The organism is Thermosediminibacter litoriperuensis, assembly GCF_008124715.1.
Lineage (GTDB): Bacteria > Bacillota > Thermosediminibacteria > Thermosediminibacterales > Thermosediminibacteraceae > Thermosediminibacter > Thermosediminibacter litoriperuensis.
This window is the reverse complement of sequence record NZ_VNHO01000003.1, coordinates 95,192-121,365: the sequence shown is the minus strand read 5'-3', so window position 1 is coordinate 121,365 and position 26,174 is coordinate 95,192. Positions and strand designations below refer to the sequence as shown.

The 26,174-nt window shown below is 47.3% G+C and carries 24 protein-coding genes and 1 pseudogene; 24 read left to right on the top strand and 1 reads right to left on the bottom strand.

Translation table 11 applies throughout. The features are described 5' to 3' along the window. Positions 1-369 precede the first annotated feature (369 nt). From LZ11_RS02135 to LZ11_RS02075, 13 genes and pseudogenes are all read left to right on the top strand, one after another. Entirely contained in the window at positions 370-681 is a 312-nt protein-coding gene (locus LZ11_RS02135; RefSeq protein WP_222927149.1) for a hypothetical protein, read from the top strand. 171 nt (positions 682-852) lie between these two features. Continuing rightward, entirely contained in the window at positions 853-1,218 is a 366-nt protein-coding gene (locus LZ11_RS02130) for a helix-turn-helix domain-containing protein (protein WP_148866195.1), read from the top strand. Beyond that, positions 1,215-1,676: a protein-export chaperone SecB gene (locus LZ11_RS02125; protein ID WP_148866193.1), complete on the top strand. Its 462-nt coding sequence runs from the start codon at positions 1,215-1,217 to the stop codon at positions 1,674-1,676. Before LZ11_RS02130 ends, LZ11_RS02125 begins: the two co-directional genes overlap by 4 nt. A 323-nt stretch (positions 1,677-1,999) precedes the next feature. Further along, positions 2,000-5,176, top strand: coding sequence for a DEAD/DEAH box helicase (locus tag LZ11_RS02120; RefSeq protein WP_170240261.1), 3,177 nt, complete (start codon positions 2,000-2,002; stop codon positions 5,174-5,176). Between the two features lie 86 nt (positions 5,177-5,262). After that, a pseudogene (locus LZ11_RS02115) lies at positions 5,263-5,632 on the top strand (type II toxin-antitoxin system RelE family toxin). A 312-nt stretch (positions 5,633-5,944) separates the two neighbouring features. Then, complete coding sequence (locus LZ11_RS02110) at positions 5,945-6,298, top strand: flagellar protein FlaG (protein ID WP_148866189.1); 354 nt, start codon at positions 5,945-5,947, stop codon at positions 6,296-6,298. Between the two features lie 31 nt (positions 6,299-6,329). Then, positions 6,330-8,222 carry a flagellar filament capping protein FliD gene (gene fliD / locus LZ11_RS02105; RefSeq protein WP_148866187.1) on the top strand — a complete coding sequence of 631 codons (1,893 nt, stop codon included), beginning with the start codon at positions 6,330-6,332 and terminating at the stop codon, positions 8,220-8,222. 15 nt (positions 8,223-8,237) lie between these two features. Continuing rightward, positions 8,238-8,621: a flagellar export chaperone FliS gene (gene fliS / locus LZ11_RS02100; RefSeq protein WP_148866185.1), complete on the top strand. Its 384-nt coding sequence runs from the start codon at positions 8,238-8,240 to the stop codon at positions 8,619-8,621. After that, complete coding sequence (locus LZ11_RS02095; RefSeq protein ID WP_148866183.1) at positions 8,611-9,066, top strand: hypothetical protein; 456 nt, start codon at positions 8,611-8,613, stop codon at positions 9,064-9,066. The genes fliS and LZ11_RS02095 overlap by 11 nt, the downstream gene beginning before the upstream one ends. Positions 9,067-9,271: 205 nt before the next feature. Continuing rightward, entirely contained in the window at positions 9,272-9,577 is a 306-nt protein-coding gene (locus LZ11_RS02090) for a zinc-ribbon domain containing protein (protein WP_148866181.1), read from the top strand. Positions 9,578-9,740: 163 nt separating this feature from the next. Further along, on the top strand, positions 9,741-10,604 hold the full coding sequence (locus LZ11_RS02085) for a basic amino acid ABC transporter substrate-binding protein (RefSeq protein ID WP_148866179.1): 864 nt from the start codon (positions 9,741-9,743) through the stop codon (positions 10,602-10,604). Positions 10,605-10,634: 30 nt separating this feature from the next. Beyond that, on the top strand, positions 10,635-11,297 hold the full coding sequence (locus LZ11_RS02080) for an amino acid ABC transporter permease (RefSeq protein WP_148866177.1): 663 nt from the start codon (positions 10,635-10,637) through the stop codon (positions 11,295-11,297). Then, entirely contained in the window at positions 11,290-12,012 is a 723-nt protein-coding gene (locus LZ11_RS02075; protein WP_148866176.1) for an amino acid ABC transporter ATP-binding protein, read from the top strand. The genes LZ11_RS02080 and LZ11_RS02075 overlap by 8 nt, the downstream gene beginning before the upstream one ends. Before the next feature lie 73 nt (positions 12,013-12,085). Here the strand turns inward: LZ11_RS02075 and LZ11_RS02070 are convergent, their stop codons facing one another. Then, complete coding sequence (locus tag LZ11_RS02070) at positions 12,086-12,778, bottom strand: hypothetical protein (protein WP_148866174.1); 693 nt, start codon at positions 12,776-12,778, stop codon at positions 12,086-12,088. A 78-nt stretch (positions 12,779-12,856) separates the two neighbouring features. On the opposite strand from LZ11_RS02070, the gene LZ11_RS02065 reads away from it, so the two are divergent. The 11 genes from LZ11_RS02065 to LZ11_RS02015 all read left to right on the top strand — a co-directional run bounded on the left by LZ11_RS02065 (position 12,857) and on the right by LZ11_RS02015 (position 26,077). Next, on the top strand, positions 12,857-14,245 hold the full coding sequence (locus LZ11_RS02065; protein ID WP_148866172.1) for a sigma-54 interaction domain-containing protein: 1,389 nt from the start codon (positions 12,857-12,859) through the stop codon (positions 14,243-14,245). Positions 14,246-14,465: 220 nt separating this feature from the next. Beyond that, positions 14,466-15,551 carry a Glu/Leu/Phe/Val dehydrogenase dimerization domain-containing protein gene (locus LZ11_RS02060; protein WP_148866210.1) on the top strand — a complete coding sequence of 362 codons (1,086 nt, stop codon included), beginning with the start codon at positions 14,466-14,468 and terminating at the stop codon, positions 15,549-15,551. Between the two features lie 9 nt (positions 15,552-15,560). Beyond that, a complete protein-coding gene (gene buk / locus LZ11_RS02055; protein ID WP_148866170.1) occupies positions 15,561-16,640 on the top strand; it encodes a butyrate kinase in 1,080 nt (359 codons plus the stop codon). A 5-nt stretch (positions 16,641-16,645) separates the two neighbouring features. Beyond that, complete coding sequence (locus LZ11_RS02050) at positions 16,646-17,551, top strand: bifunctional enoyl-CoA hydratase/phosphate acetyltransferase (RefSeq protein ID WP_148866208.1); 906 nt, start codon at positions 16,646-16,648, stop codon at positions 17,549-17,551. Beyond that, positions 17,548-19,302: an indolepyruvate ferredoxin oxidoreductase subunit alpha gene (gene iorA / locus LZ11_RS02045; RefSeq protein WP_148866168.1), complete on the top strand. Its 1,755-nt coding sequence runs from the start codon at positions 17,548-17,550 to the stop codon at positions 19,300-19,302. Before LZ11_RS02050 ends, iorA begins: the two co-directional genes overlap by 4 nt. After that, positions 19,302-19,880, top strand: a complete 579-nt coding sequence (locus LZ11_RS02040; protein WP_187695043.1) for an indolepyruvate oxidoreductase subunit beta — start codon at positions 19,302-19,304, stop codon at positions 19,878-19,880. Before iorA ends, LZ11_RS02040 begins: the two co-directional genes overlap by 1 nt. 155 nt (positions 19,881-20,035) lie before the next feature. Then, entirely contained in the window at positions 20,036-21,613 is a 1,578-nt protein-coding gene (locus LZ11_RS02035) for a sodium:neurotransmitter symporter family protein (RefSeq protein ID WP_148866164.1), read from the top strand. A 15-nt stretch (positions 21,614-21,628) separates the two neighbouring features. Further along, positions 21,629-21,730: a MetS family NSS transporter small subunit gene (locus tag LZ11_RS02030; protein WP_148866162.1), complete on the top strand. Its 102-nt coding sequence runs from the start codon at positions 21,629-21,631 to the stop codon at positions 21,728-21,730. A gap of 85 nt (positions 21,731-21,815) precedes the next feature. Then, the gene (locus LZ11_RS02025) at positions 21,816-23,402 is read left to right on the top strand and encodes a sigma 54-interacting transcriptional regulator (RefSeq protein WP_148866161.1); all 1,587 of its coding nucleotides are present in this window, start codon (positions 21,816-21,818) and stop codon (positions 23,400-23,402) included. Positions 23,403-23,558: 156 nt separating this feature from the next. Then, positions 23,559-24,746, top strand: coding sequence for a methionine gamma-lyase (megL, locus tag LZ11_RS02020; protein WP_148866158.1), 1,188 nt, complete (start codon positions 23,559-23,561; stop codon positions 24,744-24,746). Positions 24,747-24,787: 41 nt separating this feature from the next. Then, the gene (locus LZ11_RS02015; protein WP_148866156.1) at positions 24,788-26,077 is read left to right on the top strand and encodes a Na+/H+ antiporter NhaC family protein; all 1,290 of its coding nucleotides are present in this window, start codon (positions 24,788-24,790) and stop codon (positions 26,075-26,077) included. The last annotated feature ends 97 nt before the right edge of the window (positions 26,078-26,174 follow it).

Here is a 26,174-nt window from a genome sequence, read left to right as displayed (position 1 = left end):
TTGTGAGCATCCTCCAATCCTCCCTTGCAGTTAAGATTTCCCTAACTACAAGGGTAAAGGTTTTTAGGGGTGCCTGCAATGACCTTTGCAAATTTGGGGATTTTTGAGTTGCAAAAGTGGGGATTTTATTTTGCAACTCTGTCCATTTTAATTATGCAATAAACAGTATAATGCACGAAGCCCCATACCTTTGTAGGATTGCCGGAGAATTATTCTTACGGCTTTTTTGTTTTAAAATCTGTTCCCGGATGAAGGAAAGTTTTGAAAAACATAGAATCATAAATTGTTGTGATCCAGCTGAAGACGAGTCTGATTATAAAATTGACCTTGACTAATATAACTTATAAGTTATATAATGAAGGTGGAAGAATGCCAGAAAGAAAGCAGGAAAAGAGTAAAATTATTTATCCTGAAGAATTCAATTCAAGTTATATTTTTACTTATTTTTCGTTTAATGAAGAGTTGAAGGATCTGCTAGAAATGAGCGGACAAAAGAGGGATTTTGCTAGAAAGTATAGGAAAATGTTATCATTTTTGGAAAAGCTTAGAAGACAGTGTGTCCAACACAAATCCTTTGAACAACTCAAAGATAACGGAATAATATATTCTATGAGGTTTGTCGATGAACTTAATATAAGGGTATTATTCTCCTTTTTAATGATAGACGAAGAGAAATTGTAATCTTATTAAATTGTTTTCAAGAAAAGGAAAATAAAAAGAAAAATAGTAGTAAAAGTTATGCTAAAGCAATCGAAGTTGCAAAAGAAAGAATAAATGAACTCATCAACTCAGGTCTAAAACTCATTTAAAGGGGAATAATTTTAAAGGTAAAAGATAAATGGAGGGGTGAATATGGACTATAAAAAGATGCTGGGGAATCCCTATGACTTAATCGATGAAGTGGCTAATGAAGAAGAAAAAAAATATTTTGAATTAGATGATATTTTGGTTGATATAGCAGTTACTTTAATAAACTATAGAACAAAAAACAATTTAACGCAGAAGGATTTGGCAAAAAAATTGGGGTGCACTCAAGCGATGGTTTCCAAACTGGAAAGTGGAGAATACAATCCATCTATTGAACAACTATGGAAAATATCATCAGCATTAGGCCTGGAGTTTAAAGTCATTTTTAGGGAAAAGGAACAAAATGTTACAGTTTGGGATACACCTGAAGATAATATTTTTACATTTAACTTTGTGGGTGAAGCTGCATGATAGACTCAAACAAAGTAGTTGCCAGTTTTCAGATGATTGCAAGCAGGGTTGTTAAGTTCGAACTGGAAACAAAAGAAATAAGTAATAGCAAAGAAAAAGTAAATATAAAAAATGATTTTGATTATGAAGTTATAAAAATAGAAGAACATGATGAGGCTTATTATGGTGTAGTTCAGTTTAAATCCAATTTTATTGCCAAAATAGGCAAGAGCATTTTGTTTAAAATATCTATTGTTTATGAAGGGAAGTTTTTAGGCAATAAAAATAGCTTAAAACAAGAAGATTTTAAGAAAATGCTCGAATTGAATGGTGTTGTCGCTCTTTCCCAGTTTACGAGATCATATGTCTTATCTGCGACAGCACTTGCAGGAATTAATCCCCCTGTAAGAATGCCAATGATAAATATTCATAAATTAAGAAAGTTAAAAGAAGAAATGAAGCAATCAAAAGAAGTGTAGAAATATAATTTCCTTTATAATATTTAGCATAAACCTTATTCAAAAAGCGGGAGGGCTAAAAGTTACATAATGCTGTAAATAAAGCTCTATAAAATTTTATCTATCGTAGCAAACTGAAAAGGCTGGTTTAACGACTTTTTCTGACTTGAGTGAGAGTATCATTCTGGCGAAAAAAGGGGATGCATCCATTTAGGATACATCCCCTTTCCAAATTTTCTGGTTGCTTTTATCAATCTTTATATAAATTAATTTACAATACGCCTGAAAACTGCTATTATCCAATTGAATGCGCAAGAATAACATTGATCAATCTGGGGGAATTCATGGTGAAAACCGGTGAGCTAGATCGCCTTCTTGAGCGTACCCCGCCCGAAATCGTAAAAAGGGGCATAGAATATTACAAAGCGGGAGCCGTAGAAAGCGTTAGTGCTTTCCGTGATCTTTTATACGCCGTTGTGAGGGGGCATCAGGATTACGACGTTTTCTTGCATTTGAGGGGGAATATTTTGGAAGATTACAGCTGCACATGCCCCGCCTTTATGAAGTACGAAGGGGTGTGCAAGCATATCATCGCGGTGTTGTGCCATATTTTAAAAAGCGGAATGGAGCCAAAAAATAACTTTCCCGTTAGAAAAAGAGACATAGAAGTCGAGGTTATAGGCGAATTGCTGTCTAGAGCAAATGAAAAAAAGCAAGCGGTGAAGGTCGAATACCGCTTCGAATTTTTCCCGTATGGAGTTTACGAGTTTATTTCGAGAATGCATATGCGCATCGGCACCGAACGCATGTATATATTGAAGGACGTGAAGGAATTTATCGAAAAAATCGAAAGGGGACAGCCCGTTGAGTTCGGTAAATTTTTTAAGTTCCACCCCTTGATGCACGAATTTTCGGACGAAGATCGCAAAGTTTTTTCCGTGATTAAGGAAATTTACGAGATAGAGCGGAGCCTTAGGTGGCACGGATCGTCAAAAATGCTTCTCAACGAAAGATACGTGAATCTCAACATTACGTATCTGAAGAAAATTGCCCGGGCTTTAGGGAATAAGATGGTTCGTATGACGGCACCTTACGTGGGGATCGTGAGCTTTGAGCCGGATGGCTCACCATTCAGCGTGGCAGCGGTAAAATGCGAAGAAGGCATTGCGGTAAGGGCAAGGGGAGATATGGGGACTTTGCTAGACGGGGAGCACCGGGTTATTTTGAAGGATTCGAAAATTTACATTCTTGATGCCGACGATCCGGCCTATCCGTTAATAAAGGGGCTTTTTTTAAGAAGGGATGAGGGGCTCAAGTTTACCGGAGAAAATCAAAGGAAATTGATTTCGGTACTGCCGCGCCTGGAAAAAAGCAAATATGTGGAACTTTCGGAAGACCTGAAGGATGCCATAGAAAAAAGGCCGCTAAAATTGAGGGTCCGGATCGACGGATTTAAAAAAGGAATTGCGGCGGATGTGAAATTCGTCTACGGCGAAAGGGAGATCGATCCGTTCGGCGATGCGGGTGATGAAGGTTTTATAGTAAGGGATTACGAAAGGGAAGGGTATACATTAAAACTTTTGGAGGATAGCGGTTTTTCGAGGGAAAAGGGCAGGTTGGTCCTCTTGGATGACGATAACCTCTATACTTTTATAAAGGACGTGGTGCCGCGCCTTGCCGAAATGGGGGACGTGCTTTATTCTTCCGAAGTAAAGCACCTGTTTTCCACAAAAGCTCCCAAAATAAAATCTTATGTAAGGTCTTTGAGCGGTAACCTTCTCGAAATAAAGATGGATTTCGAAGGCATCGACGGCAGGACAGCGGAGGAAATATTGCGATCGATAAAGGAAAAGAAGAAATACTTCAGGTTGAAAAACGGTTCCTTCCTTTCCCTGGAGGATGAGCAGGTAAAGAACCTAGCGAACCTTCTGGAAGATGTACCGAAAGATGACATAAAGCAAAACGCGGTGAGTCTTTCGAAATACAGGCTTATGGGCTTTATGGGGAAGATCCGCGGAAAGGCTTTACCTCCTTTTGACCATATGGCGGAATTTGAAAAAGTAATCGATGAAATAGTAAATTCCAAAAATCAGAAGATAGCCCCTCCTGCAAGCCTCGCCGGGGTATTAAGGGAGTATCAGGTCACCGGATTTAAGTGGCTCAAGGTCCTCGCGGATAACGGCCTCGGTGGGGTGCTGGCCGACGACATGGGCCTTGGCAAGACGCTTCAGACAATTGCCTTTTTACTCTCGGTAAAGGAGTCAGGGGTAAAACCGCGCACTTCCCTCGTCGTGGCACCCTCAACCCTCATTTACAACTGGGAAAACGAAATAGCAAGGTTTGCCCCTCAGCTTAAGACGATGGTGGTATCCGGGCCGGCTGCCGAAAGAAGGAAAATGATAGAAATACTTGACGAGTACGACGTGGTGGTAACTTCATATCCGCTGCTTAGGAATGACGTAGACTTTTACGCCAAACACTATTTTTATTGCGTGGTGCTGGATGAGGCCCAGCACATAAAAAATTTCGATTCCCTCAACGCAAAATCTGTCAAAAAAATCAGTTCTCGTGCAAGGTTTGCCCTGACCGGCACCCCTATGGAAAATTCCCCCGCCGAGTTATGGTCCATCTTTGACTTTATAATGCCGGGATACCTTTATTCTTATAAAAAATTCAATGAAGTTTACCAAAAGCCGGTACTTAACGGCGACGAAGGCGCCCTCAAGGAGCTAAAAAAGCTCATATCGCCTTTTATATTGAGAAGGACTAAAAAAGATGTTTTAAGGGAACTCCCGGAGAAAATAGAGACCACCCTCAAGGTTGACATGACGCCCCAGCAGAAAAAGCTCTACCTTTCGTACCTCATGAAGATAAAGGGCGAGATAGAAGAAAGAATAGAGCGGGAAGGTTTCGAAAAAAACAGGATGCACATATTCTCCGGCCTTTTAAGGCTAAGGCAGATATGCTGCCATCCGGGGCTGTTTATCGAAAACTACCGGGGATCCAGCGGTAAAATGGAGCTTTTGGAAGAACTGCTGCAGGAGTTGATGGATGGGGGCCACAGGATTCTCATATTTTCCCAATTTACGTCGATGCTCTCGCTTATTAGAAAAAGCCTGGAAAAGATGAATATAAGGTACGCGTACCTCGATGGGAGTACCGGTGTTTCTGAAAGAAAGAGGATAGTGGATGATTTCAATAGCGGCGGGGGGCAGGTGTTTTTACTTTCGCTCAAGGCGGGGGGAGTTGGGCTGAACCTGACATCGGCGGATACGGTGATTCACTTCGATCCTTGGTGGAATCCCGCCGTGGAAGAGCAGGCCGCCGACCGGGCGTACAGGATGGGGCAGGAAAACAATGTGCAGGTTTTCAGGCTAATAACCCGGGGCACCATAGAAGAGAAAATCGATGAGCTTCAGAAAAAGAAGAAGGATCTCATAGGTTCGATCGTATCGGAGGGTGAAGTTTTCATAAATTTCCTTTCGAAGGAAGAAATAATGGAACTTTTTCGGATGAATTGATTTTGCCAACGCGGCGGTTAAAATTTGCGAAAGGCTAAACGAAAAAGAATTAGAGCAGTACATTGATTTGGTGGAGATCGAATAACATGTGGCAGATTTCTTTAATACCTGAAGCTCAAAAAGACATTTTAAAACTGGACAAATCCATACAAAAAATAGTTTATGCAGGTATTAAAAAAGTAAGTCAAAATCCTCTTCCCAAAAGCGAGGGAGGATATGGAAAACCTTTCGGTACCAGGAACGGCAACAACTTAACGGGTTTTTTTAAAATAAAATACAGGGGCATAGGAATTAGGGTTGTATATACACTCGTTAGGGACAAAAAGCTCATGAATATAGTTGTTGTTTCTCCAAACAAGGGATGATGATTATTGTTACTTAATAGCAACTAAAAGAAAAAACAAATACGGAACCGCATTATTTACGAATGGATTTTTAAAATTAGAAAAGGACTAATTAGTTGATTTTTACTCGATAGCCGGGGGTAATAGGCTCCCGGCTAAAAATTTTCTGGAGCATGGTTAGGGTAAACCCCCAATAAGTGGGATTGTATAAATTGAGTTTTTAAGAGAAAAATTGATTTAATGTTAAAAAATGGCGCGGTAAATTAAGGTGAGCAGTTATATTTGCCAAAATAGGCGATATTTCGATTTAACTTGTGTAAAAAAGAAATTCGATAACCAAAATGAAAGAAGTATCTAGCTTCGCATGCGAAAAGATAAGCTGCAAGCAGCCCATAGGCAATTTTCTATAAAAGGGTGAAGTTTTATGCGCATAGAGGGCGCAAAAAATCTCAATTTTCAGCTGGAATGGCCCGAGCACAGGACAAATCCGGGGGCAAGAGTTCAGGCGGAAAGTCTGAAGAAGCCTGTTTCCAGAGAAAATATTCCGGGTGAAGAAGAGGATTTCCAATACCTCACCGAAAGGCTGGAGGATTTCGCCCTGGAAATAAAAAACACCAGGTTCGAGTTTTCCATCCATGAAGAGACGAACAGGGTAATCGTAAGGATTTACGACAAAAATACCGATGAACTCATAAGCGAGATTCCTCCGGAAAAGTTTCTGGACCTCATTGCGAATATATGGAAACAGGTGGGGCTTATAATAGACAAGAGGGTTTGATTTTTATATGTTGAAGGGTGGGTGCGAATAAATGCCGTACAGCACTTTAAGGATAGGCGGCCTTGCTTCGGGCATAGACATAGACCAGATTGTTTCGGACCTCATGAAGGTTGAGCGCATGAGGGTGGACAAATTATACCAGCAAAGGCAGATACTGGAGTGGCAGAAGCAGGATTACAGGGATATAAACCTCAAGCTGAAGGCGCTTTACGACAATGTCTTTAATATGAAGCTTCAGGGTACGTATTTGAAATACAAGGTTACCGGCACCCTATCATCCGGTGCATCGTCGGATGTATATTTCACCGCCACGGCCGGTTCGACCGCTGTTGCGGGGGAGTATACTGTTAACGTCAAATCTCTGGCGACGAATGCACAGATAACCAGCAGTGATTCTATAACGAAGGAGCTGACGGGAACCAGTATATCATTTCCTGTAACTGTAGATTCGACAAAAAATAAATTTCAGATGGTGGTAGATGGTGTAGAAAAAACTATCAGTATAGCTGAGAATACATATAATGATGTTACTTCTTTAGCAGCGGCTATTCAAAACGCCGTAGATAATGCTTTTGGTTCCGGGAAAATATTAGTAGGTACCAAGTCGGACAGTATAACTTTTGCCCCAGCGCCAAATTATAATCATGACATAACAATAACATTAAAAAATTACTCACACCCTGATGAAAATATCCTCGGAACCCTCGGCTTTTCCGATGATGCCACGTATACAGAGATAGACCCGACCCAATCCATAGCGGATCAAAGGGACTTATTCAAAAACGATCCTTTTGGCGGAGACGGAAGTCTCTCCGAGTTTAAATTTACTATATATAACGGTGATAAATCCGAAACATTTACTTTTAAAACAACGGACTCCATAAGCTATATTCTTTCAAAGATATCTTCCAGTGAAAACATCAGAGTTACGGCTTATTACGATTCCCTGACCGATAAAGTGGTGTTCAAGTCCAAGGATACCGGCGCAAACGCCAGTATTAAAATAGAAAATTTAGCCGGCAATTTATTCGGCGATGGCAGCACCCCGGGTGCCTTCAACATTGATTCAGGGGAATCTGCTACGGGTACGAATTCAACGATTGTAATCAACGGGATAACTGTAGAAAACCAATCCAACAGCTTCACCTTAAACGGCATCCAGTTCACCCTAAAGCAGGCCATGCCCGAAACCGAAACCGCAACTCTAAGAATCGAATCCGATATCGACGGCGTCGTGGAGAGCATAAAAAACTTCATTAACCTCTACAACGACACCATCGACGCCATAAACAAGAAACTATCGGAAGAGCGCTACCGGGATTATCCTCCGCTGACAGACGCACAGAAAAAGGAAATGAAAGAAGATGAGATAAAGCTCTGGGAGGAAAAAGCCAAAAGCGGGCTTCTGAGGTCCGATCCGCTGCTTTCATCAATAGTCAACAAAATGAGGCAGACCTTATATACACCCGTCAGCGGTTTGCCGGCTGAAATTGATTCCCTGTACGATATCGGAATAACCACGGGGACCTACATTGAAAAGGGAAAACTGCACCTTGACGAGAACAAGCTGCGGCAGGCCCTATCAAAGGATTTAAATGCCGTTATGAGGCTTTTTACAAACACGAATGAGACAGACTCTGATCAAAATGGTATTGCGGTCAAATTGTACGACATCCTGAAGTCCGGCATGAAGAGCATTACCGATAAGGCCGGAGGCGGGGATTTTGAGATTTTCGATAACAGCCTGCTCGCAAGGCAGATAAGGGAAATAGACGAAAGAATCGATAGTGTGGAAGAACAGCTCAAGAGGATCGAAGACCGCTACTGGCGCCAGTTTACCGAGATGGAGAAGGCAATATCAGCCATGAACCAGCAGAGCCTGTGGCTGGCAAGCCAGATGGGACTATACGGTTCGCAGTCCTAATAAGGGGGGTTGTCTGTGATCAACGCATACCAGCAGTACCAGCAAAACTACATACTTTCGGCGCCGCCGGAGAAGCTCGTAGTGATGCTCTGCGAAGGTGCTCTGAAATTTGCCAGGCTTGCTAAGAGAGCTATTGAAGAAAAGAATTATGCGGAAGCGAACAATCATCTTATAAGAACGCAAGATATAATAATGGAGCTGAATGCAAGCCTCGAAATGGATTATGATATATCCAAAAATTTAAGGAGCCTTTACAACTTCATTTACCAGCGGCTGGTAGAGGCCAATATAAAAAAAGACGGCGGGGTTATTGATGAAATAGAGCCCCTGTTGGAAGATCTGAAGGAAACATGGCAGAGGGCGTATATTGAAGTGAGCGGGTTAAAACATGGAAAGTGAAATTAAATACGGTAGATTGATAGAGCTTCTGAAGAAAAAGAAAGATACGCTGGAAAACATAAAAAAGCTCACCACCGAAATGATAAGGGTTTTGGAAAATAAAAACCATGAGGAACTTACAGGACTTTTATCATTGCGCCGGGAAGCGATGAATGAGTCGGGGAAAATCGATGATGAAATCCTTCGCGAAACCCGCGGGCGTGAAAATTTTGCCTTAATATTAAAAGAGAGCGAAGCTGTCTTTCATGTAAATGAAATAAGGAGAAATTTAAACGAACTGAAAGCGCTTGACGATGAATTAAATGAAAAAGCCAGAAATATATTTGACGAACTTGAGCAGAAAATAGATGAATACTATAGAGCGAAAGAAGCTTACATAAAATACAGGAATTTATTTGAAGGCTCCAGCCCGCAATATGGGTTTTTTATCGATCAAAAAAAATAATCCTAAATTTTTCTTGCTTTTTTTATTTTCCAGGTATATAATTAGCATTAGGCATTACTTAGGTCTGTGGTTGAAAGTCGATGCCAGCCGCGGGCAAAGCGACTCCCTCGGGTGGTTTCACCTGCAAGTGCGGCGATGGAGGGTATGACCAGGTCAGCTAAGGAATGCCAGATAATAATCTAATTCAAAGTGAGGGGTTTTTTTAATGGCATTCCAGGACAAGGTATTAGTTTGTAAGGACTGCGGGAAGGAGTTCGTCTTTACAGCAGGCGAACAAGAATTCTACGCAGAGAAGGGCTTTGAAAACGAGCCCGGTCGCTGCAAGGCATGCCGCGACGCAAGAAAAGCCAGCAGGAGGGACTTCGGCGCAAAGAAGGGCCAGAGGACTCTATACGATGCTGTGTGTGCGGACTGCGGTGCAGAAACAAAGGTTCCCTTTAAGCCGAGAAACGACAGGCCCGTATACTGCAGCGAGTGCTTCCAGAAGCACCGGGTGACAAGTGAATTCTAATTAAAGGGAAAGCAGGGGTCCGGAAAAACCGGGCCTTTTATTTTTTGCCCGATTCCGGGTTATCCCATATTTAATAATAGTAAATAAAAAACATATTGAAAAAATATGCGGACTAATGTATAATTATACCTAGTTTAACCGTTTAGAAGTTGGGGGGTCAAAGATGATAACGAAGAAGTTTTTTTTGACACTGTTCATTCTGGTTTTCATAGCGGCCGCCGTTTTAGGAACGACCGGGTGCGGGCAGAAGGCGCAGGCGCCGCAGCAGCAGAATAATTCGCAGGATGCAGGCGGCGGTCGGGGGGTGCAGCAGGAGGATACGGTAGATAAGATCAAAAAGGCAGGTAAGCTGGTCCTCGGGACCAGTGCCGATTATCCGCCCTTTGAGTTCCACCAGGTTACTGGCGGTAAAGACGAGATAGTTGGCTTCGATATCGATCTGGCTAAGGCTATCGCGAAGGAACTGGGCGTTGAGCTGGAGATAAAAGACATAGCCTTCGAAAGTATAATTCCGGCTGTTTTAAGCAAGACCGTAGACCTGGGCATAGCCGGTTTCACCATAACCGAAGAAAGAAAAAAGAGTGTAAACTTCTCGGATCCCTACCTGGAGGGAGGCCAGCAGATCATCACATATAAAGGCAGTGGCATCAGGAGTAAAGAAGACCTAAAAGGGAAAACCATTGGGGTGCAGCTGGGCACTACAGGCGAGGAAATAGCCAAGAAGATAGAGGGTGCAAAACTGAAGCAGTTCGACAAGGTTGACGCTGCCATGCTGGACCTGATGAATAAGAGGGTTGAAGCCGTAATAATCGATTTTGCCGTAGCCCAGGCTTATGCCACAAATAACCCGGATAAGCTGGAATTGGCGGCAGAAACGCTGGACGATGCGGCTAAAGCTGTGGTTATCCGCAAGGAGGACGGAAAGCTACTTGATGTCGTGAACAAGGTTATTAAAGACCTGAAGGTCAGCGGTGAATACGACCGGCTTGTTAAAAAGTGGTTCATAGACTATAAGCCTGCCAACTAATTTTAAAGCTTTTCCGAAAGGGGAAGGGAATTGACCAATCTCGATTTTACGATAGTTCTACCTTACATCAACCTGTTTTTCAGGGGAGCACTGACAGCAGTTGAGATCACGTTACTTGCAGTACTCATCGGAATATTTATAGGCACTTTCGTGGGAATGGGGAAAATGTCGCGGGTATTGATACTAAAACTTATCTGCAGCACTTATGTGGAAATTATCCGGGGCACCCCCCTCCTCGTTCAGCTGCTCATATTCTACTTCGGGCTTCCCCAGATTCTGGGTTTTACCATACCCGAGTTCCCGGCGGCGGTACTGGCCCTGGGCATAAACAGCGGCGGTTACGTGGCTGAAATAGTCAGGGGAGGCATCCTGGCCGTAGACCGGGGACAGATGGAAGCGGCCAGATCCCTGGGCATGTCCCACGCTCAGGCTATGAGGTATATTATCCTGCCCCAGGCTTTTAAGAAAATGATACCGCCTCTGGGAAACGAGTTCGTAACATTGCTAAAAAATTCTTCACTAGCTACGACCATAGGTTTTCAGGAACTCACCAGAGCGGCCCAGATAGTGGCAGGCAGCACCTACAGGCCCTTCGAGCCTTATATAACCGCTGCGGCTTTTTATCTTATCATGACGCTGGGTTTTTCCTGGATATTAGGGGTGCTGGAAAGGAGGCTGGCGGCCGGTGATTGAAGTGAGGGATTTGCACAAGAGTTTCGGAAAGCTGGAGGTCCTGAAGGGCATCAGCACCAGAATAGATAAAGGCGAAGTAGTGGTGATCATAGGTCCCAGCGGGTCCGGCAAGAGCACCTTTTTGAGATGCCTGAACCTCTTGGAAAGACCAAACAGGGGTGAGATAAAAATTGAAGGGAAATCTCTGATGGACCCCTGTACCGATATAAACAAGATAAGGCAGGACGTGGGGATGGTATTCCAGCACTTTAACCTCTTCCCCCATAAAACGGTCATCGAAAATATTACCCTGGCCCCCGTCAAAGTCAGGGGCGTGAATCCTAAAGAAGCGCAGGAAAGGGCTATGGAACTGTTAAACCGGGTAGGCCTCGCCGGCAAGGCCGGATGCTACCCGTCTTCACTGTCCGGCGGGCAAAAGCAGCGGGTTGCCATAGCCAGGGCCCTGGCTATGAACCCGAAGGTCATGCTGTTCGATGAGCCCACATCAGCCCTGGACCCTGAGATGATAAAGGAGGTCCTGGATGTCATGAAAGACCTGGCCGCGGAGGGCATGACCATGGTGGTGGTCACCCACGAAATGGGGTTTGCCAGGGAAGTGGGCGACAGGGTGATGTTCATGGATGAGGGAATGATAGTCGAAGAAGGCAGACCCGAAGAGATTTTTGAAAGGCCGCAAAATCAGAGGACACGGGAATTTTTAAGCAAGATCCTGTGATTTATACGGAACCCCTTCCGTTTTAAAACCCGGGCGCAATGCCCGGGTTTTGCTTTTTAAAGGAGCTTTCAGCCTATATAAGCATATCTCTGGCCTTAGTGAGCTGGTATGCCATGTAACCGGCAGCAAAGAGGAGCAGGAGGGAAAACACCGGCGGCACCGTTATTAAAAGGCGTGCGACCTCAGGGGATTTTCCCGTGGCCTTTACCGTTTCCGAAAGCACCGCCTGGTAGTCAACCAGTACTCGGTATCCGAAACGCAGCCACAAGGCCGACACCGCGAAAGACACGGGCAGTAAAAGCATAGCCAGAGTGTAGCCCGCGGCGCGCCTTTTTTTAAGTGCGTTCAGTCCCAGGAATATAGGCACCAGAAAGACCAGCGAAAAAGCCGCCCCTAGAAACTGCGGGGAAAGGGCTATGAACAGGGCCGAGGTTAATGCGAAAAACCGGATCCCGGAATTCAGCGGGGTCAGGGTGTTCATGAAATCGAAGTAGGCCGCGTTGGCGTATCGCAGGTAGGAATAAACCTGATCCTTCATTTCGCTTTTTTTATTAAGCTTTTTCCCCAGATCCCCGCCCTTTTTTACAAGAGCTTCGTAGACTCTTTTCTGTTCGATGCTTTTTATACCGCTCGGGTCGAAATCCCGGTAGCGCCCTTTGGCCTTTTCTAGTTCCTTTTTTATCTTGGCCCGGGCGTGGGCGGGGATGTCGGCGGACTTTGTCCATTTTTCAATGGAAGTAAGCGTTTCAAATACTTCGTTTGCCAAAATATTACCTCCAGGTTTTCCGAATTTTTTGTTATAATTTATTATATCATATAATATTTTTGTTGGGAGGCCTTTTGGATGATTTCCTCTCTAAAAGGTGAAGCGGAATACGTAATAAATCTTCTGAAAAACATTATAGAAATGATTCCCGATGCCGTAATGGTGGCCGACAGGGACGGGAACTGCATAATGGTCAACCAGGCTTACAAGAATTTAAGCGGGCTTTCGGAAGAGGATGTGGTTGGAAAACCGGCGGATATAGATATAGCGGAGCGGGACAGCGTGCTCATTAAATCCATCCAGGAGGGTAGGGAGTTCGTAAACCTCTTGCGGCGGGTGGGACCCGACAAAAGGGAGGTGTTGTGCAGCGCGAAACCCATCTACATTCAGGGGGAACTGGTAGGCAGCGTGGGCGTCATGCACGACATATCGGAGATAAAGCGGATGAGCAGGGAGCTGGAGTACAAGAACAGGATGCTCCGCAGCCTCGAGTCCAAGTACACCCTGGACGACATCCTGGGAAACAGCGAAAAGATCATGAAGGCTAAAGAAGAGGCGAGAGCCTGTGCGGGAGTTTCCGCTACCGTGCTGCTCGTGGGAGAAAGCGGTACCGGCAAAGAGCTCTTCGCCCACGCCATCCACAATATGAGCCCCAGGGCCGGAGGGCCGTTTGTGAGGGTGAACTGTGCTGCGATAAATAAAGAGCTGGTGGAGAGCGAACTCTTTGGATACGAGGGAGGCTCTTTCACCGGTTCACTGAGGCACGGGAAAAAGGGATATTTCGAGCAGGCCGACGGCGGCACTCTGTTTCTCGACGAGATAAGCGAGTTCAGCCTCTCGGCGCAGGCCAAGCTCCTCAGGGTGCTGCAGGAACAGGAGGTGCTCAGGATAGGCAGCACGGTGCCCCAGAAAGTAGACGTAAGGGTTATAGCCGCCACCAACAGGGATCTGGAGGAAGAGGTGCGGCGGGGAAATTTCAGGCAGGACCTGTATTATCGTCTGAATGTGATAAAAATAACAATTCCGCCGCTGAGAGAGAGGAAGGGAGATATACCACTGCTTTGCAGCAGTATAATAAAAAGATACAATCAAAAATACGGCAGGGGTATAAACTCCATCTCGAAAAAGGCCTTAGAAATTTTGATGTCCTACGACTGGCCGGGAAATGTAAGGGAATTGGAAAACATCATTAGCCGTGCCATGATAAATATGGACATATCCGAAAAGGAGATTAAGCCCGAGCATCTGCCGGATCTGGTGGATAATCACGGGTCTTTCCGCCAATTGTCCGACGGCGATATTGTTGTCAGCGTCAAGGGAAAGACATGGGACCAGGTGAAAAGAGAGTTTGAAGCGGAAGTCCTGAAGTTTTTCCTCAAGAAGAAAAAGTCCAAGACGGAAATAGCCAGGGACCTGGGGATAACCAGGCGAGCCCTTTATAAAAAAATGAAGTTGTTGGAAGATTGATAAATTACAGGACAAGTCCGATGATTGCGATAAAATGAGAATAAAAGTATACACCATCTCCTTCGGGACAGGGGTATTTTAGAGTGGTGTGAACAATAATACACAGAAAAAGAGAACAAAAGTATACAATAAAGCCCTCCCGACGGACTTTTTCCCGGTGGCATCTTTTTTGCTCTTATTCTATGTCGAAAAAAGTCTATGGGAGGGTTTGCTTGTGAAAATTGATATTTTCAAGGAAATGGAGAAACATGGTTTTGAACAGATAATCTTCAATTACGACAAGACCACGGGCCTAAAGGCTATAATAGCCATTCACGACACAACTCTGGGCCCCGCCCTCGGAGGCTGCCGTATGTGGCCTTACGAAACCGAAGACGAAGCTCTGATGGATGCCATGCGCTTGGCCAAAGGCATGACCTACAAGTGCGCCGTCTCGGACAACAATTTTGGCGGCGGCAAGACCGTGATAATCGGCGACCCGAAAAAGGACAAGTCAGAAGCGCTTTTTAGGGCCTTGGGGCGTTTTGTTCAGACGCTGGGCGGTAGGTACTATACCGGCACCGACATGGGGACCACCGGTATGGATTTCGTTTATGCAAGCCGCGAATCCGATTACATGGTGGGGCTGCCCGAGGAATACGGCGGAAGCGGTAATTCGGCCGTTCCCACCGCTTACGGTGTGTACAATGGCATGAAGGCTGCGGCCAAAATAGTCTTCGGCAGTGATTCGTTGAAAGGGCTGAAAATCGCTGTCCAGGGCGTGGGCAAAGTGGGGCAGGTGCTGGTAGGTTACCTAAAAGAAGAAGAGGCCCGGGTCGTGATTGCCGATATAACCGAGGAAAATATAAACAAAGTAAAAGAAAAATACCCGGATGTGGAAGTAGTAGAATGCGAAAAGATATACGATGTGGAATGCGACATATTCGCTCCCTGCGCCAGAGGCGGTATCATCAACGATGACACCATATCCAGGTTGAAGTGCAGGATCGTAGCTGGAGCTGCCAACAACCAGCTGCTGGAGCCCAGACACGGTGATGTGCTGCACGAAAGGGGAATCCTGTACGCTCCGGATTACGTGATAAATGCAGGCGGCCTCATCCAGGTTGCCGATGAACTGGAATTCAAAAATGACGAAAAGAGGCACGAAAGGGTAATGATGAAGGCGGGGGCCATTTACGATATCCTGCTTAAAATATTTACCATAAGCAAGGAGCAAAATGTGCCGCCCCACAAGGTTGCCGACAGGCTTGCCGAAGAGCGCATAGAAGTTATAGGCAGGCTGAAGACCAATTATGTTAAAAGATAGGAGGGTATAATGGAAAAGTTCAGGATACTCGCAATAAACCCCGGATCCACATCCACGAAGATCTCGATTTTTCACGGCGAAGAAGAGGTTTTCACGGAAAATATAGTCCACGATTATGAAGAACTGAAGAAATTCAGAAATGTCATAGAACAGGAAGGCTACCGTTACGAAGCGATCTTAAGCGTTCTCGCGGCCAGGGGCTACAGCCTGGATGAAATAGACGTGGTGGTAGCCAGAGGGGGCATCCTGCGCCCGGTTAAAGCTGGCACTTACCGCATAAACGACCTCATGCTGGAAGACCTGAGAAACGCCGTGGCCGGAGAGCACGCTTCCAACGTGGCTGCCTTCATAGCCCGCCGCATCGGTGCGGAAAAGGGCATACCGGTTTATATAGTCGATCCGGTTTCGGTGGATGAAATGGAAGATGTGGCCCGTATTTCGGGGCTCGATGGAATCGAGAGAAAGAGCCTGTCCCACGCGCTCAACATCAGGCGCGTTATATACAAGGTCTCTGAAAAGCTCGGAAAAGACCCAGGTGAGCTCAATTTTATAGTAGCCCACCTGGGCGGCGGGATTTCCATCGGCGCCATAAGAAAGGGACAGATGGTAGATGTGGAGAGCGCCAACTGTGAAGGTCCCTTTTCTCCGGAGAGGGCTGGAGGGCTGCCAATCCTGGAGGTCGTGGATTTCTGCTTCAGCGGCAAATACACGAAGGACGAGCTGAAGAAAAAGCTCATCCAGGAAGGCGGAGTATATTCGTATCTCGGCACGAAGGATATGAGAGAAGTTGAAGAAAGGGCGAGGAGCGGCGATAAAAAAGCTGCCCTCATACTGGAGGCGATGGTTTACCAGATAGCCAAGTGTATCGGCCAGATGGCGACGGTTTTAAAAGGTAATGTGGACTATATAATTCTTACCGGTGGTATAGCCAAATCAGATTACATCAGCGAATGCATAGCCGGCAGGGTAAAATTTATAGCCCCTGTAGAAAGAGTGCCCGGCGAAGAGGAGATGAAGGCCCTGGCTGAAGCCGCGTGCAGGGTCATGGCCGGGCGCGAGAAGGTACTGGATTACGGGGGAGGTGAATAGGAATGATGAGAAATTTCGGCGAGATGCTGGAGAGGCTGAAAAACCTTCCGCCCGTGCGGCTCATCGTCGTACAGGCTGCCGACGCCCCCGTGCTGGAAGCCGTAAAGGACGCCTACGAAAAGGGTATTATAGAACCGGTGCTGGTAGGAGAAAAAGAAAAGATCCAGGAGGAAGCTTCTAAAATAGGCTTTTCCCTTGAAAATATAGAAATAATCGATTGTCCCGCACCGGAAGCGCCTATGGTTGGAGTGCGGCTGGTCTACGAAAACCAGGCCGATGTACTCATGAAAGGGCTAGTTGACACGGCGGCCTTCATGAGGGCGGTGCTGAATCCCGATTTCGGGCTGAGGACCGGCATGCTTCTGAGCCACCTGGCCGCCTTCGAAATCCCCAACTTCGATAGAATACTTTTCATAACCGACGGTGGCGTCAACATAGCGCCCACTCTGGAAGAAAAGGCCGCAATCCTCCAGAATGCAGTCAACGCGCTCAGGGCTATTGGTTACAGCGAGCCGAAAGTGGCGCTTCTTTCGGCTGTGGAGACTGTTTCGGCCAAGATGCAGTCGGCCGTGGACGCAGCCATTCTGGCCAAAATGGCGGAGAGGAAGCAAATAAGAGGGGCCCTGGTTGACGGACCCCTGGCTCTGGACAACGCCGTCAGCGAAGAGGCGGCGGCCCATAAAGGCATAAAAAGCCCCGTCGCCGGAAAGGCCGACCTCATCCTGGTCCCCAATATAGAGACTGGGAATGCCCTGGGCAAATCCCTCACCTTCCTGGCGGGGGGCAACATGGCCGGCATAGTAGTAGGGGCAAAAGCTCCGGTAGTGCTTTCTTCCAGAGCGGATTCGCCGGTATCCAAGCTCATGTCTATTGCTTTCGCATGTCTTGTGAAACGAGGTGAGAAATTATGAAAAAGGTTTTCCTCACCGGGAACGAGGCCATAGCCCGTGGCGCTTACGAGTACGGAGTCACCTTTGCCTCGGCATATCCCGGAACTCCCAGCACCGAGATCCTGGAAAATATAGCTAAATACAGCGAGATATATTCGGAATGGGCTCCTAACGAAAAAGTAGCCCTGGAGGCAACCGCCGGGGCATCCATGGCCGGAGCACGAGCAATAGTTTCCATGAAACACGTAGGCCTGAACGTGGCTGCAGATCCTCTTTTTACCCTGGCATATACCGGCGTCAACGGCGGCCTTGTAATAGTCAGCGCCGACGATCCCGGTATGCACAGCTCCCAGAACGAACAGGACAACAGAAATTTTGCGCCCTTTGCCAAAATCCCCATGCTGGAGCCCTCCGACAGCCAGGAAGCAAAAGACCTGGTGGGCGAAGCTCTGAAGATAAGCGAGATGTTCGATACCCCGGTGCTTTTCAGGACCACCACCCGCGTATCTCACAGCCGTAGCGTGGTCCAAATCGGTGAAAGGCAGGAAGCGGGCATCAAGCCTTATGTTAAAAACCCCGAGAAATTCTCGATGATTCCGGGTTTTGCCCGCAAGAGAAGGTTAATCCTGAAGGAAAGGCTTAAAGCCCTGGAGGAATACAGCGAAAAATTTCCGTACAACAGGGTCGAGTGGGGCAAGAGTTACGATGTGGGTATCATCACCAGCGGCATCAGCTACCAGTACGTGAAAGAGGTCTTTGGTGACGAAGTAAGCGTTTTGAAGCTGACGATGACCTTCCCCTTGCCTAAAAAAATGATCGCCGCTTTCGTAGAGCAGGTGAAGGAAGTCTACGTGGTTGAAGAGCTGGACCCCTATCTGGAAAACCAGATCAGGGCAATGGGATTGAAGGTCAGGGGCAAAGAGCTCATACCGGAAATCGGCGAGCTCAGCGCGGAAATCCTGAGGGAAGCGCTGAAGGGGGACAAGGTCACTCCCGCCTTCAAACCGTATACCTCCGTGCCGCCGAGGCCGCCGGTGCTGTGCCCGGGATGTCCTCACAGAGGGGTTTTCTACGTGCTCAAGAAAATGAAGGCAGTGGTAACCAGCGACATTGGGTGCTACAGCCTGGGTGTGCTGCCTCCTCTGGAGTCCATTGACAGCATCCTCTGCATGGGCGCCAGCATCAGCATGGGGCACGGTTTCAAGAAGGCCTGCGAGATCAACGGAAAGGATGCCACTGTCGTCACCGTAATAGGCGACTCGACGTTTCTACATTCGGGCATTACTTCCCTTATGGACGCTGTATACAACCGCAGCAATACAATAAACATCATTGTGGACAATTGTATCACCGCAATGACCGGACACCAGCACCACCCGGGTACAGGATACAACATCAAAGAAGAACCGGCTGCCGCGGTATCTCTTGAAGCCGTTTGCAGAGCCATAGGCGTGGAAAACGTATTGGTGGTGGACTCCTACGACCTTAAAGCTGTGGAGGATGCCGTGAAAAAGGCCCTGGAGTACAAAGAGGGTCCCAGCGTTATCATCGCCAGGAGGGTGTGCGCTCTGCTGAAGGGCAAAGGCCCCAAAGGGCTCTACTCCATAAGCGAGGAAAAGTGCAGAAAGTGCAGGATGTGTTTAAGGTTGGGGTGCCCGGCGATACAGGTAAGGGGAGACGGAATATTTATAAACCCCATAAGCTGTGTTGGCTGTTCCGTATGTGTTCAGGTCTGCCCCTTCGGCGCAATAGAAAAGGCGGGTGATGAGTGATGTCTGTTAAGAGCATATTCATTTCCGGAGTGGGAGGCCAGGGGACCATCCTGGCGGGGAAGGTCATAACAACCGCGCTCGTAAACCAGGGATACGATGTAAAGATGTCCGAAGTCCACGGCATGGCCCAGCGCGGGGGCAGTGTGATAACCCAGATCAGATACGGCGATAGGGTCTACTCTCCCCTCATCGAAAAAGGAGGGGCCGATGTGCTCCTGGCCTTCGAGAAACTCGAGGCGGTAAGGTATATAGAGTACCTTTCGTCCGAAGGCACGCTGATCGTAAACGACCTGGAAATGCCGCCGGCTTCGGTGCTTACAGGAAAAGAAGAATACCCACCGGATATTGTTCCCCGATTGAAGTCGGAGATAAAAAACACAATAGTGGTGGATGCTGTTAGTATAGCCAGAGAGTGCGGCGAAGTTCGCGCCCAGAACATGGTGCTGGTTGGGGTGCTAGCCAGGGTTATGGACTGGTCGAAACAGTCCTTTATAAAAGTCATTAAAGATGTAGTCCCTGCCCGGTACGTCCAATTAAATATAAATGCTTTCGAAAGAGGGTGGGAACTGGGCGGCTGATATAATATAATTTTTTTTGAATATATAATTCATAATATTATCAAGTGAGTATATTGAAAGATATGTATGACGTATTGAAAATAGAGTTTTTTTAATGTATAATTTAATAAATTATTAATACTCATTTGTACTTAAAATTATAAAGGAGGGTTTTTATGGCGGAAAACAGAGAGAATTGGGGGAGTAAGCTCGGACTTATTCTTGCTATGGCGGGGAATGCCATAGGTCTCGGCAACTTCTGGAGGTTCCCCTACCAGGTTGCCGAAAACGGCGGCGGCGCATTCATGCTGCCCTATTTTGCTGCACTGCTGGTCCTCGGCATTCCCCTGATGTATGTGGAATGGATGCAGGGCCGCTACGGCGGCAAGTACGGCCACGGAACCGTTGGCTGCATGACCTATCTGCAGGCCAAAGAAAAACTCGGTCATTCCTCCGCAGCGATAATAGGTGCTCTGGTCGGTATGCTGGTGTTTTCTGTTACGACCCTTGTAAACTCATACTACACCCAGATCATCGGCTGGACCCTCGGTTACAGCTACCTCTCCCTGATCGGCGGCTATATGGACACTGCCCGGTCTACCGGTGAAGTCTTTGCGAGCTATATCCAGAATCCGGGTATGTCGATTACATTCTGGGTGATAGCGCTCGCTCTCCTGGCGTTCGCCCTCAGCCGCGGTGTCCAGAAGGGTATCGAGGCATGGGCCAAGATTATGATGCCTCTGCTTTACGTGCTTGGCTTCATCCTGATCATAAGGGCCCTGACCCTAGGTTCACCGGTAAACCCAGACTGGTCGCCGATAAAAGGCCTCGACTACCTCTGGAGCCCGAAGTGGAACGAACTGAATTGGCAATCGGCTCTGGCTGCTGCGGGCCAGATATTCTTCACGCTGTCCCTGGGCATGGGCATCATTCAGAACTACGCGTCTTATCTCAAGCCCGATGAGGACATCGTTCTTTCCGCTACAACCACGGTATTCCTGAATGAATTTGCCGAAGTCATCCTGGGCGGCAGTATCGCCATTCCGATAGCCTTCACCTTCCTGGGACCCGAAGGCATAGAAAGCGGTGTCGGGCTTTCCTTCATCGCTCTTCCCAACGTGTTCCGCATGATGCCGGGTGGCCAATTTTTCGGCGCCTTCTGGTTCCTGGTGCTGTTCTTCGCGGGCTTCACGTCGGCCATAGCGATGTACAACTACCTGATAGCCATGCTCGAAGAAGACCTGAATTTACCGAGAAAAGCCGGTGCGGTAATCGTATTCAGTTTCTATATCCTCGTAGGTCTGCCGACGGCTTTGGAGCCCTACCTGACCAAGACTGCTGAGCTGGTGTTCCTCACCGAGCTCGACAACTGGGTGGGCAACTACTTCCTGGTAGTCGTGGGCCTCATCGAAGCTCTGGTGGTGGGCTGGTTGTTCGGTGAAAAGAAAGCCCTCGAAGAGTTGAACAGGGGCGGCTACTGGAAGGTGTCTTCCGCTTTCTTCAACTTTATGATCAAATTCATCACACCGCTCTCGATCGCCATACTTCTCGTTTTCTCCACGAGGAGCTATATAAAGGACGGTTACTTCAAGTGGATTCCAAGATTCGTAGAGAATATGCCGGAGCTGGTTCCCTGGGTGCAGGGTGCCCGCGTGTTGCTCTTTGTAATCCTCGCCATAGGTTTCATCGAAGCCTACTACACCATCCAGAAGAAATACGGCAGCGCTCAGATTCAAAAAGGCGCGAAAGCCTAAAAGGAGGCGTAAAACATGTCCGGAAGCGCGTTGTTTTTCATGGTCCTGGCCTGGGTCGTAATACTGGGAGGATGTTTCTTCACTCTGAGCAACCTAATAAAACACCAGGCGAAATGAGGGAGCTGCGGATTTTCGCAGCTCCTTTTTTTGACATGGAATTCGGGGCTGTTTTTTTGTACAATTAACAAGGGGTGATGCCGGGATGATAGAAACAGTTCGCTTCATGGTGAGGACCAGGGACAGGGTCGGTATGGCCCTTGATATTTTGAAGATTCTTTATAGGTACGGCATAAACCTCAAGGCTATGGAAGTAGGGCCGGGGTATGCCTGGTTAAAAATCGAAAAAAATGACTCGCTTTCCTTCGATTTTTTAAAACAACAGCTCCTCATGGAAGAAGACGTCATGGAAGTCGAAGAGATAAAGCTGCTGCCCCAGGAGGAGAGGGAAAAAAAGATTAAAGCCGTTCTCGATGCAACCGTAGAGGGTATAATTGCCATCGATAAAAACGGTATGATAACTGCATTCAATCCTGCAGCTGAAAAAATACTCAAGGTAAAGGCAAAAGAAGCTGTCGGTAAGCCGGTATCCGAAATACTGGCACCGAATTTACCCATGCTCAGGACCGTGAAAACCGGAGAAAGCTACGACAATGTGGAGATAGTGCTGAACAGCGAAAAATCCAAAAGCCATTATATTACTTCTGGCCGCCCCATCCTGGACGAGGACGGGAATCCGGTGGGAGCCGTGGCGTCACTGCAGGATATAGAGAGCGTCATGAACCTGGTTTATTCCTTTACCCAGCCGGCAATGATAACCTTCGATGAGATACTGGGGGAAAGCGACAAGATCAGGAAGGTCAAGGAAATAGCTAAGATAGCTGCAAAGGGGAACTCCACCGTACTCATAAGAGGCGAGAGCGGGACCGGCAAGGAGCTTTTTGCCCGGTCCATCCACATGGCAAGCCCGAGACGCGACAGACCTTTCGTGGCCGTAAACTGTGCCGCCATACCCGATACGCTGCTGGAAAGCGAGCTGTTCGGTTATGAGGAAGGCGCCTTCACCGGGGCAAAAAAGGGCGGGAAACAGGGGCTTTTTAAATACGCCGACAAAGGCACGCTGTTCCTCGACGAGATAGGGGAACTTTCAACCCACCTGCAGGTCAAACTGCTCCGGGTGCTCCAGGAAGGCAAAATCCGGCAGGTCGGAGGAAATGAGGAAATCCCGGTGGATGTGAGGATAATAGCTGCTACGAACAGGAACCTGGAGAAGTTGATGAGGGACGGCCAGTTTAGAGAAGATCTGTATTACAGGCTCAACGTGATCCCCATCTTCATACCGCCGCTCAGGGAAAGGAAAGAAGATATTCCGCTTTTGGCCATGCACCTTGTAAAGAAGCTCAGCCAGAAGATGAACAAAAGGGTTTCGAATATAAGCCCCGATGCGATGAAAAAGCTTATGGAATACGACTGGCCGGGAAACGTGAGGGAGCTTTCCAATGTCATAGAGAGGGCCATGAACCTGTGCGACGACGAAGTCATCAGGACCGAACACCTTATTCTAAAGGAAGAGGAATTCAACGAGTCGGCGGATATCCAGCAGAGCTGTGGGAAGGGCTGTAAGAGACTGAAAGAAGTGGTGGGGGAAGCCGAAAAGAAGGCGATTCTTGAAGCTCTGGAAAACTCAAGGAGCGTGAGAGAAGCGGCACGGCTTCTGGGTGTAACCCACGCTACAGTGTTGAACAAGATGAAAAATTACGGGATAAAAAAAGAAGCCCGCTGGTCCGAATAAAATGGTAAAAATATTAACCAATGGATACGTTGGTAACCATACTTTTCGCCCTGTTGGTAAAATATTTAACCAGAATGATGTCAAAAAAGCCCCTCCAATAATGGCACAGTTTTTGCAAGTTTTATTACAATAAAGATTTTTTTAGGAGGGAGTTATATGGGTTTTAATACCAAAGCCATTCACGCGGGGCAAAAACACGATCCGGTAACAGGGTCCCACGTGACGCCGATTTATCAGACGTCAACCTTCGTCTTTGAGAACGTGGACCAGGGGGCGCGCCGCTTTGCCGGTCAGGAAGAGGGTTATATATACACAAGGCTCGGAAATCCCACCGTAGCGGAACTTGAAGAAAAGATGGCAGCTCTGGAAGGCGGTGAAGCTGCCATAGCTACTGCTTCCGGTATGGCGGCCATTTCAACGGTGCTCTTCACCCTGTTAAAACAAGGGGACCATGTGGTGGCAAATGATGCGCTATACGGATGTACTCACAGCTTTTTAAGCCACCTGGCACCCAAATACGGTATAGATGTTACTTTCACGGACATTTCTGACCTGTCGAATCTTGAAAAGGCTATGAGACCTAATACAAAAGTCGTTTATGTGGAGACACCGGCCAACCCCACGCTGAAGCTGGTCGAGCTTAAAGGTGCCGCAGAAATAGCCCATAAGTTCGGAGCAAGAGTGGTGGTCGACAATACCTTCATGTCACCGTACCTGCAGAGGCCTATAGAACATGGGGCGGACGTGGTGGTCCACAGCGCCACCAAGTATATCGGCGGCCACGGTGACGTCATAGGCGGCATAATCGTCGGGCCGAAAGACCTGATAACTGAAATGAAGATGCCGTATCTCAAAGATATCGGCGGTGTGATAAGCCCCTTTGACGCCTGGCTCCTCATCAGAGGTCTAAAAACTTTAGGATTGCGCATGGAGCGCCACTGCCAGAATGCGCAGAAGGTGGCCGAATACCTGGAAGGCCATCCCATGATAGAGAGGGTCTACTATCCGGGCCTGCCATCCCATCCTCAGCATGACCTGGCCAGGCGGCAGATGGACGGTTTCGGCGGCATGATAAGCTTCGAGCTTAGAGGCGGAATCGAGGCAGGAAAGCTGTTGATGAACAGTGTAAAAATGATAACGCTGGCTGTAAGCCTCGGCTGCGTCGATTCTCTGATACAGCATCCCGCATCGATGACCCATTCCCCCGTTCCCAGGGAGGAGAGGCTGAAGGCCGGAATAACCGACGGTCTGGTTAGACTGTCCGTTGGTATCGAGGATGTGGAGGATATAATAGGAGACCTGGATCAAGCCCTTGAAAAGGTGCAGAAGGGGTTAAAAGGTTAATTTTCAACCGAAGCCTAGAGTCATCAAGAAAGGAGATAGAGATGAAGGACAGAAAAAATCCTCTTGCTCTCTTGCCCCTTGTAGTATTTCTTGCACTCTTCCTGGGAAGCGGGATTTACTTTAACAGCAAAGGCGTAGAATTCGCCTTTTACCAGCTTCCCTCTCCGGTGGCTGCAATTGCCGGTATCACCGTTGCTTTTATCCTTTTTAAAGGCTCCCTTGAAGAAAAGATGGAGAGTTTCATCAACGGAGTTGGAGATTCGAATATAATAATAATGTGTATGATATACCTCTTAGCGGGGGCTTTTTCTACCGTGGCAAACGCCATGGGCGGAGTAGACTCCACCGTAAACTTCGGACTTTCGGTGATTCCACCTAGTATGATACTGCCCGGCCTATTCGTAATAGCGGCCTTTGTTTCCACGGCAATGGGAACTTCTATGGGTACGATCGCGGCAATATGTCCGATAGCGGTGGATATGGCAGTAAAAGCCCAGATACCTCTGGCGATAGCTGTAGGTACGGTGGTAAGTGGCGCCATGTTCGGAGATAATTTATCCATGATATCCGATACTACAATAGCCGCCACCAGGACCCAGGGCTGCGCTATGAAGGACAAGTTCATCATGAACTTCAAGATAGCACTGCCGGCGGCTTTGATAACAATAGCTATACTGGCTTTTACGGGTATAACGGGTCATATCCCCCAGGGGCTTGAGTACAATTTTGTAAAAATATTACCCTACGTTTCAGTGCTTGTGCTAGCGTTACTGGGAATCAACGTGTTCCTGGTGCTGCTTATAGGAATAATACTGGCGGGAGCTATCGGCCTTGCCGATGGAAGCTTTACCCTCATCTCTTTCACGCAGAAAATGTACGAGGGCTTCGGTACCATGCAGGAGATATTTATCCTTTCTCTGCTAATCGGCGGTCTTGCCGCTATGATCGCAAAGGAAGGCGGTATAGATTACCTGCTTGACTTCATAAGCCACCGCATAAGAAGCCGCAAGGGTGCCGAGCTGGGTATAGGCGCATTGGTCTCCGTAGCCGACATATGCACGGCGAACAACACTGTGGCGATCGTAATTACCGGCCCCATGGCAAGAAAGCTGGCCGAGGAAAATGGTGTTGATCCAAGAAGAAGTGCAAGTATGCTCGATATATTTTCCTGCATATGGCAGGGTATTATACCTTACGGTGCCCAGCTCCTTCTTGCCGGCAGTATAGCCAAGCTGTCACCGGTGCAGATTATGCCTAACCTATATTATCCTTACCTGCTGGGGCTCATGGCACTGGCAGCTATAGCCTTCGGTTTTCCCAGGGCCGATTAGGTCTTGAAAGTCGCAGGTAAAACAGGGAGTTAGAAAATGCATAGACGGCGGAGAAATCCGCTGTTTTTTTTTATCGGAAATAGTAAAATATGTTATA

Coding starts and splice junctions, on each gene's coding strand:
- LZ11_RS02030 (WP_148866162.1), top strand. CDS start 21,629: ATGTCCGGAAGCGCGTTGTTTTTCATGGTCCTGGCCTGGGTCGTAATA.
- LZ11_RS02095 (WP_148866183.1), top strand. CDS start 8,611: ATGGAAAGTGAAATTAAATACGGTAGATTGATAGAGCTTCTGAAGAAA.
- LZ11_RS02135 (WP_222927149.1), top strand. CDS start 370: ATGCCAGAAAGAAAGCAGGAAAAGAGTAAAATTATTTATCCTGAAGAA.
- LZ11_RS02035 (WP_148866164.1), top strand. CDS start 20,036: ATGGCGGAAAACAGAGAGAATTGGGGGAGTAAGCTCGGACTTATTCTT.
- LZ11_RS02040 (WP_187695043.1), top strand. CDS start 19,302: ATGTCTGTTAAGAGCATATTCATTTCCGGAGTGGGAGGCCAGGGGACC.
- LZ11_RS02015 (WP_148866156.1), top strand. CDS start 24,788: ATGAAGGACAGAAAAAATCCTCTTGCTCTCTTGCCCCTTGTAGTATTT.
- LZ11_RS02085 (WP_148866179.1), top strand. CDS start 9,741: ATGATAACGAAGAAGTTTTTTTTGACACTGTTCATTCTGGTTTTCATA.
- LZ11_RS02050 (WP_148866208.1), top strand. CDS start 16,646: ATGAGAAATTTCGGCGAGATGCTGGAGAGGCTGAAAAACCTTCCGCCC.
- LZ11_RS02110 (WP_148866189.1), top strand. CDS start 5,945: ATGCGCATAGAGGGCGCAAAAAATCTCAATTTTCAGCTGGAATGGCCC.
- LZ11_RS02130 (WP_148866195.1), top strand. CDS start 853: ATGGACTATAAAAAGATGCTGGGGAATCCCTATGACTTAATCGATGAA.
- iorA (WP_148866168.1), top strand. CDS start 17,548: ATGAAAAAGGTTTTCCTCACCGGGAACGAGGCCATAGCCCGTGGCGCT.
- LZ11_RS02090 (WP_148866181.1), top strand. CDS start 9,272: ATGGCATTCCAGGACAAGGTATTAGTTTGTAAGGACTGCGGGAAGGAG.
- megL (WP_148866158.1), top strand. CDS start 23,559: ATGGGTTTTAATACCAAAGCCATTCACGCGGGGCAAAAACACGATCCG.
- LZ11_RS02125 (WP_148866193.1), top strand. CDS start 1,215: ATGATAGACTCAAACAAAGTAGTTGCCAGTTTTCAGATGATTGCAAGC.
- LZ11_RS02120 (WP_170240261.1), top strand. CDS start 2,000: ATGGTGAAAACCGGTGAGCTAGATCGCCTTCTTGAGCGTACCCCGCCC.
- fliD (WP_148866187.1), top strand. CDS start 6,330: ATGCCGTACAGCACTTTAAGGATAGGCGGCCTTGCTTCGGGCATAGAC.
- buk (WP_148866170.1), top strand. CDS start 15,561: ATGGAAAAGTTCAGGATACTCGCAATAAACCCCGGATCCACATCCACG.
- LZ11_RS02025 (WP_148866161.1), top strand. CDS start 21,816: ATGATAGAAACAGTTCGCTTCATGGTGAGGACCAGGGACAGGGTCGGT.
- LZ11_RS02065 (WP_148866172.1), top strand. CDS start 12,857: ATGATTTCCTCTCTAAAAGGTGAAGCGGAATACGTAATAAATCTTCTG.